Below are 17,878 nucleotides of genomic sequence, written 5' to 3'. Positions count from 1 at the left end.
CGCAAATGGATATGACCGATTTGGCTGTAGATGATCTAGATCGCTCGAGGTGTGAGATGAATCACTCGGCACAGTTCACGGGCGAGCCTCGCGCTAGTTGATCTCCAGCCGCTACGGTCGGCTCGCCATTCGTTGCGTAGGGGTGCAAATAAGGGTGACGAGAATGTCACCAGTGGGGGTTTCTGGTGGAGATACCAGCTGGCCGCCCGGGTTCCAGCGGAATCTGGCGGTCGATTCGTCCGCGTCTGGCTGTGGTCAGCGCGTTGGCGGTGGTGACAGCGATGCTGTCCACGCCGGCCTTTGCGCTGGCGGGTGATCCGAACGACAAGGTCTGGACGCCGCCCAACACGCCGTTGCCGAAGACGGCTTCGGTGCCAGGCAAGAGTCAGGCGGCGCTGGCGGCGTCGAAGCCTTCCTATCCGGCGGGTCAGGTGTGGACGCCTCCTGCTGCGGGTGGGAAGAAGGCGAAGCCGGGGCAGGCGAGTGTGACGCTGCCGGCCGCGCCTGCTGCGGGTGTGACGGCTCCGCGGGCGAATGCGGTGGGTGGGACGGAGCAGGCTCCGGCCGCTGGTGCCGAGGTGCAGGCGGGGTCGCTGCCGGTATGGTTGGCGCCGCTGGCTCCGGAGAAGTCCGCGAACTCCGCGCAGGCGCAGGCCCAGTCGGCTGACGGATCGGTAGGTTCGGTCCAGGTCTCCCTTGTCGATCAGGCAACCGCCACCGCCGCCGGGGCTCCGGACGGCCTCATTGCGCTCTCGGGTGACGGTGCGAAGCCGGGCTCGAAGCTTCGCGTCGGTGTGGCGCTCGACCAGCTCGGCACGGTGGGCGGTAGCTTCGCCGACCGCGCGACCCTGGTGTCGCTGCCGGCGTGTGCTCTGACGACGCCACAGGTGAAGGGCTGTCAGACTCGTACTCCGCTGCCTTCGCACTACGACCGGGTGAGCAAGCGCTTGGTCGCTGACGTGACCACCCCGGCCGCTGCCCCCACCGGCACGCAGCCGCGGGCGATGGCTGCGACCGCTGATGGGGTGACGGCTTCGGCTGCAAGTGCCTCGGTTGTCGGCGTGGTCACCGGGACCAGCAGTGGGGCCGGCACCTACAGTGCGACGTCGTTGAACCCCAGCACGAACTGGACTGCGGGTGGCTCGTCGGGGGCGTTCACGTACGGGTATCCGGTGTCGGTCCCGCCATCGATCGGCGGGTCTGCACCCAGTGTTGGACTGTCCTATGACTCGGCGTCGGTGGACGGTAAGACGTCCTCGACGAACTCGCAGGCGTCGTGGGTGGGTGGTGACGGCTGGGACCTGAGTACGGGTTTCGTGGAGCGCTCGTACCAGCCGTGCAGCCGTGACGGGATCACGGGGTCGGGTGACGACTGCTGGGCGGGTGCGAATCTCACGATGTCGTTGGCGGGTCACTCGGGTGAGCTGGTGCCGGACGACGCGTCGTGCAACAAGACGTTCGTTGCCGCTGAGGAGCAGTCGAACTGCTCGTGGCACTTGAAGAACGACGACGGCACGAAGATCGAGTACCTGACCGGTGCGAGCAACGGCACCTGGAACGGCTCCTACCTGCGGGTCACCGACACGACTGGCACGGTGTACTACTTCGGCGCCAGCCACCTGCCCGGTGCGGACGGCAAGGCGAGCACCATCGGCCCGGACGCGCAGTCCGCATGGACGGTCCCGGTGTACTCACCGAAGCCGGGTGACCCCTGCTACAACTCCTCGACCACCACGTCTTCGTGGTGCCAGAGTGCGTGGCGTTGGAACCTGGACGCTGTCGTTGACCTGCACGGGAATCTGACGACGTACCGGTACAACGCGGAGGCGAACTACTACTCGCGTGGTGCCGGCCAGAACGGCGGCAGCGGCAGCAACTCCTCCTACACCCGCGCGGGTGTCCTAGCGGAGATCGACTACGGCCAGCTGCTCTCCGACCAGCTGGGCGCCAACGGCAACTACCAGAGCGCGGCCAAGGTCGTCTTCACCTCGGGCGAGCGCTGTGTGACCTCGACGGCCGCGTGCGACCCGAGCCAGCGCACTTTGGCGAACGCCGCGAGCTGGCCGGACGTCCCGCTGGACCAGCAGTGCGATGCCTCGAGCTGCGCGAACAACAGCCCCTCGTTCTGGACCAGCAAGTGGCTGAACACGATTGCCACGCAGGTGCGTAGCAACGGTTCCTACCGGACGGTGGACAGCTACCAGTTGTCGCACGTGTTCGTGAACGCGCAGAACAGCTCGGAGAACACCCAGATCCCGTGGCTGGCCTCGGTGCAGCACACCGCGCAGGACAACCAGAATGGCCAGTCGGCGGTCACCTTGCCGGCGGTCTCCTTCACCTGGCAGCTGATGCAGAACCGGGTGGACGGCAACAGCCCGGCTCGCCCCGACTACAACCGTCCCCGCCTGACGGTGGTCACCACCGAGACGGGCGGGACGATCGGCGTCGTCTACCAGCAGGGGCACACCTTCCCGTCATGGTGTTCGAACGCGTATCACCAGATGCCGCCGGCGACTGCCGTCGGCGACACCATGAGCTGCTTCAACGTCAAGTGGTACGGGCCGAACTCGACCGCCGACAGCACACCGACGGACGACTGGTTCCAGCGGTACCCGGTCAGTCTGGTCACGGTCGACCCCAAGCTCGCCGCTGGCGACAAGCCGCAGGTCACCACGTACACCTATGGTCTGGCAGCCTGGCACCACAACGACGCGACCATCGTGGACGCCAAGTCCCGTACCTGGGACCAGTTCCGCGGCTACGCGTCGGTGACGGCAGTCACCGGTACCGGCACCGACGGCCCGCAGGGGCAGAGTTCGACCAGCTTCTACCAGGGTATGAACGGCGACCAGAGCACGGGCACCACTCAGGTGAACGTGTCGGGTCCGAAGAGCGGCCCGGTCTCGGACGACGACTGGCTCTCCGGCCAGACGCTGGAATCCGACACCTACAACACCGTCGGCGCTCCACCCGCGGCCTATACGGCGAACACCAGCAGCGGCCCGGTCACCACGGCCACCCACCCGCGCGCGGGGCTACCGGACCTGGTCGCCCGCTTCACGAGCACCTCGACCACGGGTATCACCAAGGCGCTGAAGACCGACGGCTTCTGGCAGGCCGCGAGTACCGTCACGACGACAGACCCGGCACACGCCAACCGAGTGGTCTCCACCCTGAGCACTGCTGACGGCACGCCCGATACCTGCACGGTGCCGACATACGCGACGAGCAGCAACCCGATGCTGACCGGCCTGGTTGCGCAGACCCTGACCATCTCCGGACCCAGCGCCTGCACTGCCACGCCGACGGCGTCGAACACCGTCTCGGGTGGCCGCACGCTCTTCGACGGCCAGGCCTACGGCACGGCCGGCGCCAAAGCCGAGGTGACCGGGCTTCAGGTGCTTGACCACTACGATGCCGGCGGCAACGGCCAATTCACGACTACAGGGACGACTCAATACGACACGTACGGTCGTATCGTCTCGGTGGCCAATCCGAATACGACGGACAGTTCACACACCGGTGGCTCGATCACGAGGACGGTGTATGGCAATGCGAACTCCGGTGAGTTGCCGAACTCAGTCGCGGTGACAACTCCCGCCCCGGCGGGTGCGTCGGACGCGGCAAGCGGCCGCACTATCGCGACCGTCTTGGACATCGCCCGAGCGCTGCCGTTGACGGTCACTGATCCCAACGGTCAGGTTGTCACCAGGTCCTACGACGCCCTCGGCAGGCTCACGGCGGCCTGGTCGCCTGGTCGGTCGACTTCGCAGAGCGCTTCGGCGACGTTCGCCTACACGGTTAGCGGCACCAGCGGTGCCTCGACTGTCACCAGCAGCTCGCTGCAGAGCGACGGCGCCAACTACAGCACGTCGATCGCGATCATGGACGGTCTCGGCCGGACGATTCAGACGCAGGGCACTCCCGGTTACAGCGGTTATGCGGGCCGGATGGTGACGGACAACTTCTACGACTCGCAGGGCCACGTCTGGCGGGCCAACGCCGCCTACTACAACGCGGATGCGGCTCCGAGCACGACGTGGTTCAACCCTGATCTGACGCACGTCCCGCACCAGACGCTGACCACCTTTGACGGCCGCGGCCGGGCGCTGACCAGTCAGTTCCGGGCCTACGACGTCCCGCAGAACACCACTACGACCGCCTACCCGGGCGTGGACCGTGTCGACGTCACCCCGCCCACCGGGGCCACTGCCACCAGCACCGTGCTGGACGTCCGTGGTCGCACCGCGCAGCTGTGGCAGTACCGGACCGCGACAGCGACCGGTAACGCGAGCGACGCGGATGTCACCCGGTACACCTACAACCCGTCCGGCCAGCCCAACACCCGTCAGGACGCGTCCGGCAACTCCTGGTCCTACACCTACGATCTGCGCAACCGTCAGAGCTCGGTCACAGACCCGGATGCCGGCACCAGCACCCTGGCTTACGATGCAGCTGGCCGTCTGGCCACGGTGACGGATGGCCGCGGTCAGTCGATCGCTTACAGCTACGACCTGCTTGGTCGCAAGACCGGTTCGTTCAGTGGTACGTCCACGACGGATCCGACGAAGCAGCTAACCGGCTTCACCTACGACACTGTCTCGGGTGGCAAGGGTCAGCCGGCTACTTCGATCCGCTACGTTGGTGGGACTTCGGGGAGTGTGTACTCCAAGACCATCAACTCCTACGACGCGGCATACCGCCCGACTTCGGTCACGGAGAGCATCCCGGGCAGTGAGGTCGGCCTGACCACTCCGTATACATTCACCGACCTGCCCACCTACGACTCGATCACCGGGGCGATGAAGCAGGACGTTCGCGGTGCTGTCGGCGACGTGGCGGCCGAGCAGATCAACTTCGCTTATGACCTGCGGGGTCCGCTGATCGGCTACGGCAGCGCGACTGCGTACGACAAGGTCAACGCCTATGACGCGTACGGTCGTTCGGTGCGGACCACGGTGAATCCGTGGGGTACCGAGCTGGTCGCCACCAACACGTGGGACGAGCCGACCGGCCGTCAGGTCTCCCAGTTCGTGGACGCGCAGCCGAACCCGACCGGTTCGGTGCAGCAGCTGAACTACGCCTACAACCAGGCCGGTCAGATCACGGCGATCAGCTCGATTCCGAACAACACGCCGTCGGCGACCGACCGTCAGTGCTTCACCTACGACTACCTCGGCCGCCTGGGCATGGCGTGGACCGACACCGGCTCCACCACCATGGCGGCGCAGCCCTCCGTCGGTGCGATCGGGAACTGCACCAACACGACACCCACCAGCGGCGCCCAGGCGCCCAACCGCACCACGGTCGGCGGCCCGTCCGCGTACTGGCAGTCGTACAGCTACGACCTGACCGGCAACCGCACCCAGCTGGTGCAGCACGACACCGCCGGTGACACGACGAAGGACCTGACGACCAACCAGACCTTCCAGCCCGCCGGTTCGGTCAACAACGGCAACGGCAACGGCGGCCCGCACGCCCTGACCGGCAGCCAGAACAGCGTCAACGGCGTGACCGCCTACGCCGGCAATGACACCTACGACGGCGCCGGCAACACCACGGCGATCAACCCGCCGTCCGGTACCCGCAACCTCTTCGGCGGCTGGGTCCTCGGCAGCGGCCAGAGCATCACGTCGAACTCCACGCGCTTGTCGATGCAGGCGGACGGCAACCTCGTCCTGGTCTCGCTGCGCACGGGCGCGGTGACCTGGGCCAGTGGTACCTGGGGGCATGCGGGCGCGCACGCCACGATGCAGACCGATGGCAACTTCGTCATCTATGACGTCAACAACACCCCGCTGTGGTCCTCGGGCACGTACCCGAACCCGGGCGCGTACCTGGCGCTGCAGGACGACGGGAACCTGGTCGTCTACAAGTCGGCGCAGGCGTTGAACCAGAACCCGCTGTGGAGCACCAACACCTGGAACGGCACCGACGCCAACCCCAGTGCCACCCTCGCCTGGGACGCGGAGGGCAAGCTCGCCTCCGAAACCGTCGGCGGGGCCACCACCACGTATGTCTACGACGCGGAGGGCAACCAGCTCATCCGCCGCAACCCCGGCAAGACGACCGTCACCCTCGACGGCGGCCAGGACGAGCTGACCTATACCCCGTCCAACGGCGCCCGGACCGGTACCCGCTACTACACGATGCCGGGCGGTGTGACCCTGGTCCGCACGGTCGGTAGCTCGACCTACCAGTTCGCCGACCAGCACGGCACCAACACCCTGTCCATCGACGCCAACTCCCTTACGCAGACACGCAACCCCGTCGACCCCTTCGGCAACCAGCGGGCCACCAACACCGCCACCAACAACTGGGCCGGCGACAAGGGCTTCGTCGGCGGCACCCGAGACACCAACACCAACCTCACCAACCTCGGCGCCCGCGAATACCAGGCCTCTACCGGCCGATTCATCAACCCCGACCCACTCCTGGACAGCGCCGACCCCCAGCAGTGGAACGGCTACGCCTACGGCAACAACAGCCCGCTCAACCAGAGCGACCCCACTGGAAAACGCTCCGTGTGTGGCCAGAATGGCGACGACCCGTGCGGAACCAACGGTGGTCCCGCCACTGGCGGTAGCAGCCTAAATATCTCTCCGGCCGTGACCCCCGGGAACGGGCCTGGGACAGGTGGCAATGGCGATAACCCGGATACCAGCACCCTTGACAGCTTGGCCAACTCTGCGCTGACGCATGCACAACAGGCGACGGACGCCAATACGCGGCTCCAACAAGACCTAGCGAAGCTGACCAAGGAGATCCATCAGTACGACCGCAGGAACGATTGGACCGGCTGGATCGGCTTCATTACCGCCTATGGTGTGCCAGACTCCGAGCGGGATCAGATCAGGGATGATCTTCAGCAAGTCTATGACAACATGGCGCAAGCTGACTCGGCTGTGGGTGCGATGGCCGCGATGCTACCCCTTCTTCCCGGCGGGAAGCCTGCGCCGCTCCCCAATGACTTCGTTGTGAAGGATCCAAATGATCCGGGTAGAATCATCACTGACATTGACAGGACGATCAATGGAAGATTGACTGAGCTAAAGACGGCAATCGGGGCTCAGGATCCGAAGGGGTGGGCGGCTAAGCACATTACGGAAAAACTCGACAAGTATCTTGAGGCCCGCCAACATATCCCCGGCTACGAAAATGCTGAACTCGGCATGAAGTTCACCAAGCCGGGAATTGAAGCGGCACTGCGAAGCGAGGTTAACGCCGCCGTGGATCAATGGGTGGAAAAGAACTCCGTCAAGGTTTTGGTGGAGTTTGCAGAATGAGTTTCATCTTCGATGACCTGGAAAACGAGACAGTGTGGAGCCCGGCGGTTACCGCTGGAGAGCTATTCGTTGCCACCGCCAACAGCCTGGCGGGATCATACGAAGTGCCCACTGGACTCGAGGCGCGCGCGGCCGACTGGTACAGGGTTGACGGACCGATTTTCAAGAGTTTCGTAAGAGAGATTGCGGCCCGGACATCTCAGCATCCAGTCCTGAGGGAGCTTTCGCGAGGTTTTATCGCAACCTCGCTCGTCATTCTTGAGCGATCCGGCTACCGAGTGGACGATCTGATTGGCGAACAGGAAAGAGAGAGCTTCTTGTCGGTCGAGGAGCTAGCCAACAATATGGCGCGGTGACTGCTAGCCATCACTATTGTGGCCTCGTAGGACCTTAGCCTCGATCATGCGTGAGGGCCCGTCAGCTAACTGACGGGCCCTTTTCGCTTGCTATGGGTGGTGTCCGGGGCAAGCTCGCTTCAGTCGCGCAGGCCAGCCAGGGCGCGTCGGACTAGAGCGTGGCCGATCCCCTCCGGCGGTCTCGCGCTCGCCGCCCCGCCGCTCCAGATATCGATGGCGGGCCTCACCTGCTCGGACTCCGCCTGACCAAGTAGCCGACCCCGTCGATCCGATCGCGGGCGCCCTCGACGAACCACCATCGACCGACCAACTGCCCGGCATCGGCCGGCGCCTGACGGTACGGTGCGAGCAGCGAGGCCAGTTCGGCGTACCGAGAATCGATCCCCGTACCCAGGATGGCTGGCCGACCCGACAGCCCACGTCTTGCACCTTTGGTCTCACCGGGCGAAGATCGCCCACTGCTCTCATCCCGTCGCCAGAGCGTCCTCGCTCGCTGGCCACACAGCGTATTCGTCGGCGTCATCGAGATCGTCCTAGTCATCGCACTGGAAGCAGTGTGGCACGTCATCGACACTGGTTTTCCATGCGCATGATCACATTCTATGCAGGAGAGGGAGCTAAACCCGCTTCAACTGGCTCGCTGCCACCCGGCTCAAATGCCTTGAGTGGCAGTGGTAGTGGGGACGTCACCTGCGGTGGGTGTGCAGGGGAGAAGGTCAGTCCGTGGCCTTGAGGTTGCGGGTGCCCGCATAGGTGATCCAGGCGGTTTGGTTGGCATCGTCCAGCAGATACCAGATACGTGCACCGCCGGTGACCTCGTACTGCCAGCGTTCGAGTTCCTGGCCCTTGAGGGATTGTCTGCGGAGTGGGGAGTGGCCCGGATCTTCTCGTAGGCTCGGCGCGGGTTGCCCGCGTCTTAGCGGCTCAGGTGCTCCCAGCCGTCGGCGGCCTCGGTGTTGGCGAAGCGAAGGCGTGCTCGTCTCCGATCGGGGGCGGCGCGGTCCGGTCTCCGCGCTTCGGGCTCACTCCCCACCTCGGGCTTGGAGGCCGGTCTGAGGTCGCCCTCGGGATTGCGGGTGAGGAGGGCGATCGGGGCGAGGTTGTCCAGGGCTACCGCACCGCCCACCGTATCCACCAGATCGGTGAGCGACAGGGGACCTAAGCCCCACGTCTCACCCCCACCCCGCCCCCAGCCCCACGCCCGCCACCGCCGCCCCGCGCTACCGTTCCCCCATGGGGAAGATCGACGGTGAGGCGCTTGGCGGGCTCGAGGCCGTGAGTGATGCGGTGCTTGCGATGAGTGGGCATCTCGAGGTGCGTGAGGTGCTGCGGCGGATCACCGCTTCCGCGCGGAGTCTGCTGGGGGCCGAGTACGCGGCGCTCGGGGTGCCGGACGACCACGGGGGGTTCGCGCAGTTCGTGGTGGACGGGGTGACCGACGAGCAGTGGAAGGCGATCGGGCCACTGCCGCGTCAGCACGGGGTGCTCGCGACGATGCTGCACGAGGTGACGCCGACCCGGTTGGCCGATGTCAGGAAGGCGCCGGCCTTCGAGGGGTGGCCCGAGGCGCATCCGGACATGAAGGACTTCCTCGGGATGCCGATCCTCGACGGTGCGGAGATCCTCGGCGCGATCTTCCTCGCCAACAAGGCGGGAGGCTTCACCGACCGCGACGAGCGGCTGCTGCGGATCCTCGCCGCGCACGCCTCGATAGCGCTGGCCAACGCCCGCCTGTACGAGCGCAGCCGGGAGCTGACGCTGGCGGGCGAGCGCGCGCGGATCGCCCATGACCTGCACGACGCGGTCTCGCAGAAGCTGTTCAGCCTGCGCCTGACGGCGAAGGCCGCGGCCACTCTGGTGGACCGGGACCCGGCTCGGGCGAAGCAGGAGCTGCACGAGGTCGCCCGGCTGGCGGCCGAGGCGGCCGACGAGCTGCGCGCCGTGGTGGTCGAGTTGCGCCCGGCCGCGCTGGACGAGGACGGCCTGGTCGCCACCCTGGCCTCCCAGGTGCAGGTGCTCGACCGCGCGCACACCGCCACCGTCGCCTTCGACGAGGACGGCGGCGTGCGCACCCTGCCGCCCGCGCAGGAGGCGGCCGTCCTGCGGATCGCCCAGGAGGCGCTGCACAACGCGTTGCGGCACGCCGAGCCGAAGCACGTGCAGGTGACGCTCAGGGGCACCAGCACCCGCGGCGCCGTTCTGCGGATCACCGACGACGGCCGCGGTTTCGACCCCGAGTCGGTCCGTCGAGCCGGCCGCCACCTCGGACTGGTGTCGATGCGCGACCGCGCGCAGACTGTCGGCGGCCGCCTGACCCTCACCTCGGCTCCCGGGCAGGGGACCGTCATCGAACTGGAGGTGCCCGGTGCCTGACGAGACGTTCAAGGACAGCGACAGCGGCAGGGACAGGATTCGGGTGCTGCTGGTCGACGACCACCAGGTGGTCCGCCGCGGCCTGCGTACCTTCCTCGAAGTGCAGGACGACATCGAGGTGGTGGGTGAGGCCGCCGACGGCGCCGAGGGCGTGACGAAGGCTCAGGAGCTCTCCCCGCACGTCGTCCTGATGGACCTCAAGATGCCCGGCGTCGACGGCCTCGAAGCCCTCAAGCGGCTCAAGGCGGACGGCAACCCGGCCCGCGTGCTGATCGTCACCAGCTTCACCGAACACCGCACCGTGGTCCCGGCGCTGCGCGCGGGCGCGGCCGGCTACGTCTACAAGGACGTGGACCCGGAGGCGCTGGCGGGGGCGATCCGCTCGGTGCACGCCGGCCATGTGCTGCTCCAGCCCGAGCTGGCCGGCGCACTGCTCGCCGACGACTCCCCGCGCGCTCCGCAGGGCCGGGGCGGGACCCTGACGGAGCGTGAGCGGGAGGTGCTCGGGCACATCGCGGACGGCCGCTCCAACCGGGAGATCGCCCGCAGCCTCAACCTCTCCGAGAAGACGGTCAAGACGCACGTCTCCAACATCCTGATGAAGCTGGACCTGGCCGACCGCACCCAGGCCGCCCTCTGGGCCGTCCGCCACGGAGATGCATAAGGGCTGCACACAGACGTTCAGCAGGAACTACGACGAAGCCTCGTCCACCAGCGCGTTGTACGCCGCCACCTGCGCCCGCCGCGCCGTGCGCCGAAGCGGCGTCAGCGCCGCGGCCCGGGCGGCCATCTCACCCGCACTCACCGCGGCGCCGTGGCTGTCCGCCGCGATGTTCAGCAGTGCCGAGACCTGACGCGCCGACTCCAGCACCCGTACCGCCCGCGGCGGGTAGCCGGGCGCGAGCAGTGAACCGTGTGTCCGTCGCCGGTACTGCTCCAGCGCCCGCAGCGCCTCCGGGCCGGCGCCGGCGACATCCAGTCGGGAGAGCAGCAGGGTCGTCTCGCGCAGGCCCTCCGCGAGCTCGCGCTCGGCCTCGTACAGGGACGGCACGTCGGCCGGTGGCGCGTCCCGCACCTCGAGGCAGCGCCACAGCACGGTGGCCGACTGGTCCCCGGGCGGGCCGTACACCTCGATCTCGGGGACGAAGCCGATCGGCACCCCGACGGCCAGCACCGCCTCGCCGACCGCCAGCGCCGCGACGTTGAACGGGGCCGGGCCGGTCAGGCCCAGCGGGTGCCCCTCGGCGGGCAGGGCCAGGCGCAGGCCCTTCACCCCGAGCACCCGCAGCCGCCCCAGCCCCCAGCTGAGCGCGTGCTGCTCGCCCTCGACGTCCCCGGGCAGCCCGACCATCCGGTGTCTCTCGTCGCTGCCGACCACCTCCTCCACCACGTGGTCCGGGGGTGCGAAACCGGCCAGCAGCGAGTTGCCCCAGGCGGTCAGGCGGGCGGAGCGGGGCTCGGCGAACGGGTCGGCGGCAGGTGACGATGCAGGTGTCAGCGGCATCCCGCCAGCCTACGGACAACGCCGACATCCGGGTGGCGTAGGTTTGCCCTGTTGCTGTGCGCGCAACCCGCTCCCTCCCCGCCCACCAGGTCGGCGGAGTAGGCTGCCCGCCCGCACCGACGGCCGAGAATCTGCTCGAGTAGCTGCACTGGATTGGGAGAAGCGTAGGCATGAGCGACGTGCTGGAGCTGGTTGACGTTTCCGTTGTCCGCGAGGGGCGCGCGCTGATCAACCAGGTCTCCTGGTCGGTGGCCGAGGGCGAGCGCTGGGTGATCCTCGGGCCGAACGGCGCCGGCAAGACCACCCTGCTCCAGGTGGCCGCCAGTTACCTGCACCCGACCAGCGGCCAGGTCGCCGTGCTCGGCGAGAAGCTCGGCTCGGTGGACGTCTTCGACCTGCGCCAGCGGATCGGCCTGGCCGGCGTCTCGCTGCTGGACCGGATCCCGCGCGAGCAGACCGTGCTGCAGACGGTGCTCACCGCGGCCTACGGCATGACCGCGACCTGGCAGGAGACCTACGAGACCACCGACGAGTCGCGTGCCCTGCTGCTGCTCGACCGGCTCGGCATGGGCGGCTACGAGCAGCGCCAGTTCGGCACCCTGTCCGAGGGCGAGCGCAAGCGCACCCTGATCGCCCGTGCCCTGATGACCGACCCCGAGCTGCTGCTGCTCGACGAGCCGGCCGCCGGCCTGGACCTCGGCGGCCGCGAGGACCTGGTCCGCCGCCTCGGCGCGCTGGCCCAGGACGCCTACGCCCCGGCGATGGCGATGGTCACCCACCACGTCGAGGAGATCGCGCCCGGCTTCACCCACGTGCTGATGATCCGTCAGGGCAAGGTGCTGGCGGCCGGCCCGATCGACACCGAGCTGACGGCGCGCAACCTCTCGCTCTGCTTCGGCCTGCCGCTGACCCTGGAGCGGCACGGCGACCGCTGGTCGGCCCAGGGCCTGCCGCTCGGCTGAGAGCCTTTGCCTGACCGCGCCCGGCGCGAGCGCGCACAGATGACCGGTTTCCAGCCGTCCACCTGCGGGAACCCACCACACCGGACGTCGTTTCCTCCCTAGGATGGCTCTGTGGACAGCTGGGTGTGGTGGCTGCTGGTCGCCGTGGGTCTGGGCGTGCCGCTGGCGGCCACCGCGCTGCCGGAGTTCGGCCTGTTCGCGGTCGGCGCGGTCGCGGCCTCGATAGCCGCCGGGCTCGGGGCGGGGGTGGTCTGGCAGTTCCTCGTCTTCGTCGGGGTCGCGGTGGCCATGCTGGTGGTGGTCCGGCCGATCGCCTACCGGCAGCTCAAGAAGGGCCCGCAGGTCCGGATGGGCATCGAGGCGCTGCTCGGAGCCAGGGCCGTCGTGCAGGAACGGGTGGACGAGACGGGCGGACGGATCAAGCTGAACGGCGAGATCTGGTCGGCCCGCTCGCTGCATCCGGACCATGTCTACGAGCCGGGCCAGCAAGTGGATGTCATCGAAATCCAGGGCGCCACCGCCCTGGTCGACTAGCAGCCGGCGGCAGGCGCAGGCCGTCCAGTCGTCCAGTTGTCCAGTCGTACACGGCAGTTGTCAGAGCTCGTCCAGTTGTCCAGGGGAGACACCGTGGAACCCGTCCTCATCGTGCTGATCATTCTGGTTGTGCTGGCGCTCATCGCACTGATCCGGACGATCCAGGTGATCCCGCAGGCCAGCGCGGCGATCGTGGAGCGCTTCGGCCGCTACACCCGGACCCTGAACGCCGGCCTCAACATCGTGGTGCCGTTCGTCGACACCATCCGCAACCGGATCGACCTGCGCGAGCAGGTGGTCCCGTTCCCGCCGCAGCCGGTGATCACCCAGGACAACCTGGTGGTCAACATCGACACCGTCATCTACTACCAGGTGACCGACGCCCGGGCCGCGACCTACGAGGTGGCCAGCTTCATCCAGGCCATCGAGCAGCTCACCGTCACCACACTGCGCAACATCATCGGCTCGATGGACCTGGAGTCCACCCTCACCTCCCGCGAGGTGATCAACGCCGGGCTGCGCGGGGTGCTGGACGAGGCCACCGGCAAGTGGGGCATCCGGGTCAACCGGGTGGAGCTCAAGGCGATCGAGCCGCCGACCTCCATCCAGGACTCGATGGAGAAGCAGATGCGCGCCGAACGGGACAAGCGCGCGGCGGTGCTGACCGCCGAGGGCGCCCGGCAGGCCGCGATCCTGCGCGCCGAGGGTGAGAAGCAGGCCGCGGTGCTCAGCGCCGAGGGTGAGGCGCAGGCCGCCGTGCTGCGCGCCGACGGTGAGGCGGCCGCGATCCGCACCGTCTTCGAGGCCATCCACGAGGGCGACGCCGACCAGAAGCTGCTCGCCTACCAGTACCTGCAGACCCTGCCCGAGTTGGCCAAGGGCGACGCCAACAAGCTCTGGATCATCCCCAGCGAGGTCGGCGACGCGCTCAAGGGGCTGGGCGGCGCCTTCGGCGGACTGGCCGGCCAGAGCGCCGGCCCCGCCGCTGCGGCTCCCAGCCCGGACCTGACGAAGCAGGTCCCCGCCGGCGGCAACGGTCCGCGCCCGCTCGACGCCGACGACAAGGGCGCTGCCCGGCCCCGGGTCACCCCGACCAGGGAGTACCCGCAGATCGACCCGGAGTAGGCCGCCGGAGCAAGTCGACCCGCGTTAAGTCGCCGGATCAAGCCGACCCGGATCAAGCCGACCCGGAGCAGGTCGACGCGGAGTAAGTGGATCGTCCGCACCGTCTCACGTGTTGTCTCTCATCCTGAAACCCGCTGGGCGGCGGGGCCGTCGTCCGGAATGATCGCGAGAGCCGCCACCCGGAACCGGGGGCGGACACGCGAGACGTAGGGACGAGTCCATGACTCCTTGGGAAGGACTGGCGGTCTTCGCCGCCGGAGCCGGCGCGGGCACCATCAACGTCATCGTGGGATCGGGAACGCTGATCACGTTCCCGGTCCTGCTGGCGTTCGGGCTGCCCCCGGTCACCGCCAACGTGTCCAACACGCTGGGCCTGGTGCCGGGATCGGTCAGCGGTGCGATCGGCTACCGGCGCGAACTGGTCGGTCAGCGCGGCCGGCTGATCCGGCTGGGCATCGCGTCGATGCTCGGCGGCCTGCTCGGCGCGATGCTGCTCACCCGGCTGCCCAGCAAGGCCTTCGACGCGATCGTCCCGGTGCTGATCCTGCTCGCCCTGGTCCTGGTGGTGATCCAGCCCCGGGTGGCCCGCGCGGTCGCCGCCCGCGGCGGCGCCACCACCCACCCGGACGGCAGCCCCGCCCTGGTCGCCGGTGTCTTCCTGACCGGCATCTACGGCGGCTACTTCGGCGCCGCCCAGGGCGTCCTGCTGCTCGCCCTGATGGGCATGCTGCTCCGCGACGAACTGCAGCGGATGAACGCCGTCAAGAACGTGCTGGCGCTGATCGTCAACGCTGTCGCCGCGATCTTCTTCATGTTCACCGCCCACATCGACTGGCTGGTGGCGCTGCTGATCGCGGTCGGCTCGGCGCTCGGTGGCCTTATCGGCGCCAAGGTCGGCCGCCGCCTGCCACCCGTCGCCCTGCGCGGCCTGATCGTGGTGGTCGGCCTGATCGCGGTCACCAAGCTGCTGATCAGCTGACGTTCCATCAGATTTCGTCCTCGGTCCCCTAAGCTCGGGAAACATGACCAACCGCATCCTGCTGACCGAGGACGAAATCACCGCCGGACTGGCCGAACTCCCCGGCTGGCAGCGCCAGGGCGACTCGATCGCCAGGACCGCCGACGCCGCCGACTTCCCGGCCGCGATCCGGGTGGTGGTGGCGGTCGCCGAGGCCGCCGAGGAGCTCGACCACCACCCGGACATCGACATCCGCTGGCGCACCCTCAGCTTCGTCCTGTCCACCCACAGCGCCGGCGGCCTGACCGGCCTGGACCTCCAACTCGCGGCCAGGATCGACCGGGCGCTGCGCGAATCCTGAGTACCCACCCCGGGTGGCGTGAGATGCTGGCGGCTGCCAGACGCAGTCGGGACAAAGGGAACGCATGACTCAGGACGGCTACGAGTACCAGCACTCCTGGTACCCCGGGACCGACCAGCAGCCACCGCAGTACCAGCCGCAGCCGGGGGACCAGACCTGGCAGTGGCACGGCTACCAGGAGCAGTACCAGCCGGGGCAGCACCAGCCGGGGCCGTACTCGCAGGAGCCGTACTCGCAGGAGCCGTTCCAGCAGGACCAGTACCAGCAGGTCGAGGCACCGCAGTACGTGGACCCGTACGCGGTCCCCGCCCCGGCAGCCGACCCCGACCCGCTGAACCCGCTGGAGCCGGTGGCCGTCCCGGCCCCCGAACCGGACGCCCAGCCCGCCGCGGACCCGACCACCGACCCCGCCGCGGACCCGGCCCCGGGCTCGGACCCCGCCTCCAGCCCCCGGCGCGGCGGCGGCTCCCTGCTCGACCGCGCCCGCTCCACCGCCAAGGGCGCCGTCTCCGGCGTCCTCGCCACCGACGGCCTGCCCGACCGCCGCGCCCTGCTGATCCGCGGCGCCGCGGGTGTCGCCGCGCTCGCCGTCCTGATCACCGCGGGCATCGTGGTCACCAGCGGCGGCAGCGGCAGCAAGAGCACGCCGGCCGGCCCGGCCAGTGACACCGGCTTCGCCGTCGCCCACAACAAGATCTGGGCCGCCCAGCCGGCCGCCGCCCCCCAGCAGGGCGGCGACGACACCCTCACCGGCAGCTGGCTGCTGGCCGACGCCCTGGTCCGCGCCGACAGCACCGGCGTGCACGCCTACGACCTGGCGACCGGCAAGCCCACCTGGACCCTGGACGCCCCCGCCCAGGGCGCCGTGCCCTGCGGCCTGTCACCCACCGTCAACCCGGCCGGCCTCGGCGGCGCACTGTTCCGCACCCAGGCCGACCCGAAGAGCCCCTGCACCCTGCTCGCCGCCGTCGACACCAAGGCCGGCAAGACCGCCTGGACCAAGAAGCTCTCCGACACCAACAACCCGTACGCCGCCCACGTCGCCGTCACCGACGACAAGGTGATCGCGGTCGGCGACGACAAGGTGTCCGCCTGGGCCGCCGCCGACGGCAAGGACGCCTGGCAGTACGGCGGCCAGGGCAAGTTCTGCACCCTCTCCGGCAACGCCTCCGGCGCCACCGTGCTGCTGCACAGCGCCTGCGCCGACAGCAACCCCGGCGAGCAGGTGGTCGCGCTCGGCGTCGCCGACGGCAAGGTGACCTGGTCGCACGGACTGGACGGCCAGCCCAAGACCGTCAGCGTGCTGTCCGCCGAACCCGCCGCACTGCTCACCACCGGCGACCAGCCCACCGACGAGAAGGTCCTCGCCTTCGGCCAGAACGGCGACCCGGCCGGCACCGTGGCGATCATGCAGGACGGCTCCCGACTGGACGCCACCCACGGCACCTTCGACCCGGTGCCCACCGTCTTCTTCCAGGACCACACCCTGGTCAGCACCCTGGCCGCCGCCGACGGCACCCTCGCCGCGGCCGCCTACGACCTCGGCAACGGCAAGCAGCTCTGGCACACCGCCGTCAACGAGAAGGGCACCGTCCGCGCGGTCGGCCTGGACAACGGCGCGCTGGTGCTGGGCGCCGACGAGCGGGTCGGCCAGCCCGCCCACCTGAGCCGGTTCGCCCTGACGACCGGTCAGGAGAGCGTCGGCGGCGGCTTTCCCCGGGACACCGGTTCGCTGCTCACCTCGGGCCGAGTGCTGATCGGCGGCGGCCGGGTGCTGGCCGTCCCCGAGCACTCGACCCACTTCGGCACGGCGACGGCCTACCAGGCCAAGAGCTGACGTCCGTCAGGCCGGCACCGGCTGTGACGCCGACACCGACACCGGCTGCGGCAGCCAGTCGGCCAGCTCCCCGGCCTCACCGGCCCGCAGGCCCAGCGCCAGCATCAGCGAGGCCTCCGGGGTCGGCTCGAACGGGCGCCGCAGCAGCACCATCTGGGCCTGCTCCGGCGTCCGGTCGGCCTTGCGCTGGTTGTCCTCGGCGCAGGCCGCCACGGTGTTCAGCCAGCTGTCGGCACCGCCGCGCGACTTGGGCACCAGGTGGTCCACCGTGGTCGCGCGCCGCCCGCAGTAGGCGCACAGGTGCTGGTCACGGACCAGCACACCGCGCCGCGACCACGGGGCCCGTTGTCGGAACGGCACTCTGACGTACCGCTGCAGCCTGATCACCCGGGGTACCGGCACCGAAAGACCCGTCGCCCGCACCACTCGCAGCGGATGGGCCTGCTCGACCACGGCCTTGTCCTGGAGCACCAGCACCACCGCACGCTGCAGCGACACCGTCGACAGCGGCTCGTAGCTCGCGTTCAGCACCAGCGTGTTGCGCATCTTCCGGGCACCTCCCAGGCCTTCGCCGCCGTCCGG

13 protein-coding genes are annotated in these 17,878 nt (G+C 68.9%); 10 read left to right on the top strand and 3 right to left on the bottom strand.

The features are described 5' to 3' along the window. The first annotated feature begins 281 nt into the window (after nt 1–281). Together BR98_RS41955 and BR98_RS09470 are read left to right on the top strand one after the other, a co-directional pair. Nucleotides 282–7,286: an RHS repeat-associated core domain-containing protein gene (locus tag BR98_RS41955; protein WP_157537549.1), complete on the top strand. Its 7,005-nt coding sequence runs from the start codon at nt 282–284 to the stop codon at nt 7,284–7,286. Beyond that, nucleotides 7,283–7,642 (top strand): DUF6086 family protein, encoded by a 360-nt coding sequence (locus BR98_RS09470; protein WP_051969501.1) that lies wholly within the window; start codon nt 7,283–7,285, stop codon nt 7,640–7,642. The genes BR98_RS41955 and BR98_RS09470 overlap by 4 nt, the downstream gene beginning before the upstream one ends. A 916-nt stretch (nt 7,643–8,558) precedes the next feature. On the opposite strand, the gene BR98_RS41055 is transcribed toward BR98_RS09470, so the two are convergent. Beyond that, nucleotides 8,559–8,768 (bottom strand): hypothetical protein, encoded by a 210-nt coding sequence (locus BR98_RS41055; RefSeq protein ID WP_035841671.1) that lies wholly within the window; start codon nt 8,766–8,768, stop codon nt 8,559–8,561. Nucleotides 8,769–8,875: 107 nt separating this feature from the next. On the opposite strand from BR98_RS41055, the gene BR98_RS09460 reads away from it, so the two are divergent. Then, nucleotides 8,876–10,015, top strand: coding sequence for a GAF domain-containing sensor histidine kinase (locus BR98_RS09460; RefSeq protein ID WP_051969500.1), 1,140 nt, complete (start codon nt 8,876–8,878; stop codon nt 10,013–10,015). After that, complete coding sequence (locus BR98_RS09455) at nt 10,008–10,679, top strand: response regulator (RefSeq protein WP_051969499.1); 672 nt, start codon at nt 10,008–10,010, stop codon at nt 10,677–10,679. Before BR98_RS09460 ends, BR98_RS09455 begins: the two co-directional genes overlap by 8 nt. Before the next feature lie 27 nt (nt 10,680–10,706). Here BR98_RS09455 and BR98_RS09450 read toward each other — a convergent pair whose 3' ends face one another. After that, entirely contained in the window at nt 10,707–11,519 is an 813-nt protein-coding gene (locus BR98_RS09450; protein ID WP_051969498.1) for a hypothetical protein, read from the bottom strand. A 170-nt stretch (nt 11,520–11,689) separates the two neighbouring features. Here BR98_RS09450 and BR98_RS09445 point away from each other — a divergent pair, with 170 nt between their 5' ends. The 6 genes from BR98_RS09445 to BR98_RS09420 all read left to right on the top strand — a co-directional run bounded on the left by BR98_RS09445 (nt 11,690) and on the right by BR98_RS09420 (nt 17,296). After that, nucleotides 11,690–12,481, top strand: coding sequence for an ABC transporter ATP-binding protein (locus BR98_RS09445; RefSeq protein WP_035841670.1), 792 nt, complete (start codon nt 11,690–11,692; stop codon nt 12,479–12,481). A gap of 111 nt (nt 12,482–12,592) precedes the next feature. Beyond that, the gene (locus BR98_RS09440; RefSeq protein WP_035841668.1) at nt 12,593–13,015 is read left to right on the top strand and encodes an NfeD family protein; all 423 of its coding nucleotides are present in this window, start codon (nt 12,593–12,595) and stop codon (nt 13,013–13,015) included. A 93-nt stretch (nt 13,016–13,108) separates the two neighbouring features. Continuing rightward, the gene (locus BR98_RS09435) at nt 13,109–14,140 is read left to right on the top strand and encodes an SPFH domain-containing protein (RefSeq protein ID WP_035841667.1); all 1,032 of its coding nucleotides are present in this window, start codon (nt 13,109–13,111) and stop codon (nt 14,138–14,140) included. Between the two features lie 220 nt (nt 14,141–14,360). After that, nucleotides 14,361–15,119, top strand: coding sequence for a sulfite exporter TauE/SafE family protein (locus tag BR98_RS09430; protein WP_035841666.1), 759 nt, complete (start codon nt 14,361–14,363; stop codon nt 15,117–15,119). Between the two features lie 43 nt (nt 15,120–15,162). Further along, nucleotides 15,163–15,459, top strand: coding sequence for a 4a-hydroxytetrahydrobiopterin dehydratase (locus BR98_RS09425; protein ID WP_035841664.1), 297 nt, complete (start codon nt 15,163–15,165; stop codon nt 15,457–15,459). A 64-nt stretch (nt 15,460–15,523) separates the two neighbouring features. Then, nucleotides 15,524–17,296 (top strand): outer membrane protein assembly factor BamB family protein, encoded by a 1,773-nt coding sequence (locus BR98_RS09420; protein WP_035841663.1) that lies wholly within the window; start codon nt 15,524–15,526, stop codon nt 17,294–17,296. Between the two features lie 6 nt (nt 17,297–17,302). Here BR98_RS09420 and BR98_RS09415 read toward each other — a convergent pair whose 3' ends face one another. Continuing rightward, nucleotides 17,303–17,842: an HNH endonuclease gene (locus BR98_RS09415; protein WP_035841661.1), complete on the bottom strand. Its 540-nt coding sequence runs from the start codon at nt 17,840–17,842 to the stop codon at nt 17,303–17,305. Nucleotides 17,843–17,878 lie beyond the last annotated feature (36 nt).

This window comes from Kitasatospora azatica KCTC 9699, assembly GCF_000744785.1.
GTDB lineage: Bacteria > Actinomycetota > Actinomycetes > Streptomycetales > Streptomycetaceae > Kitasatospora > Kitasatospora azatica.
The sequence above is the reverse complement of the archived record's forward strand: the minus strand, read 5'-3'. Positions and strand labels throughout refer to the sequence as shown.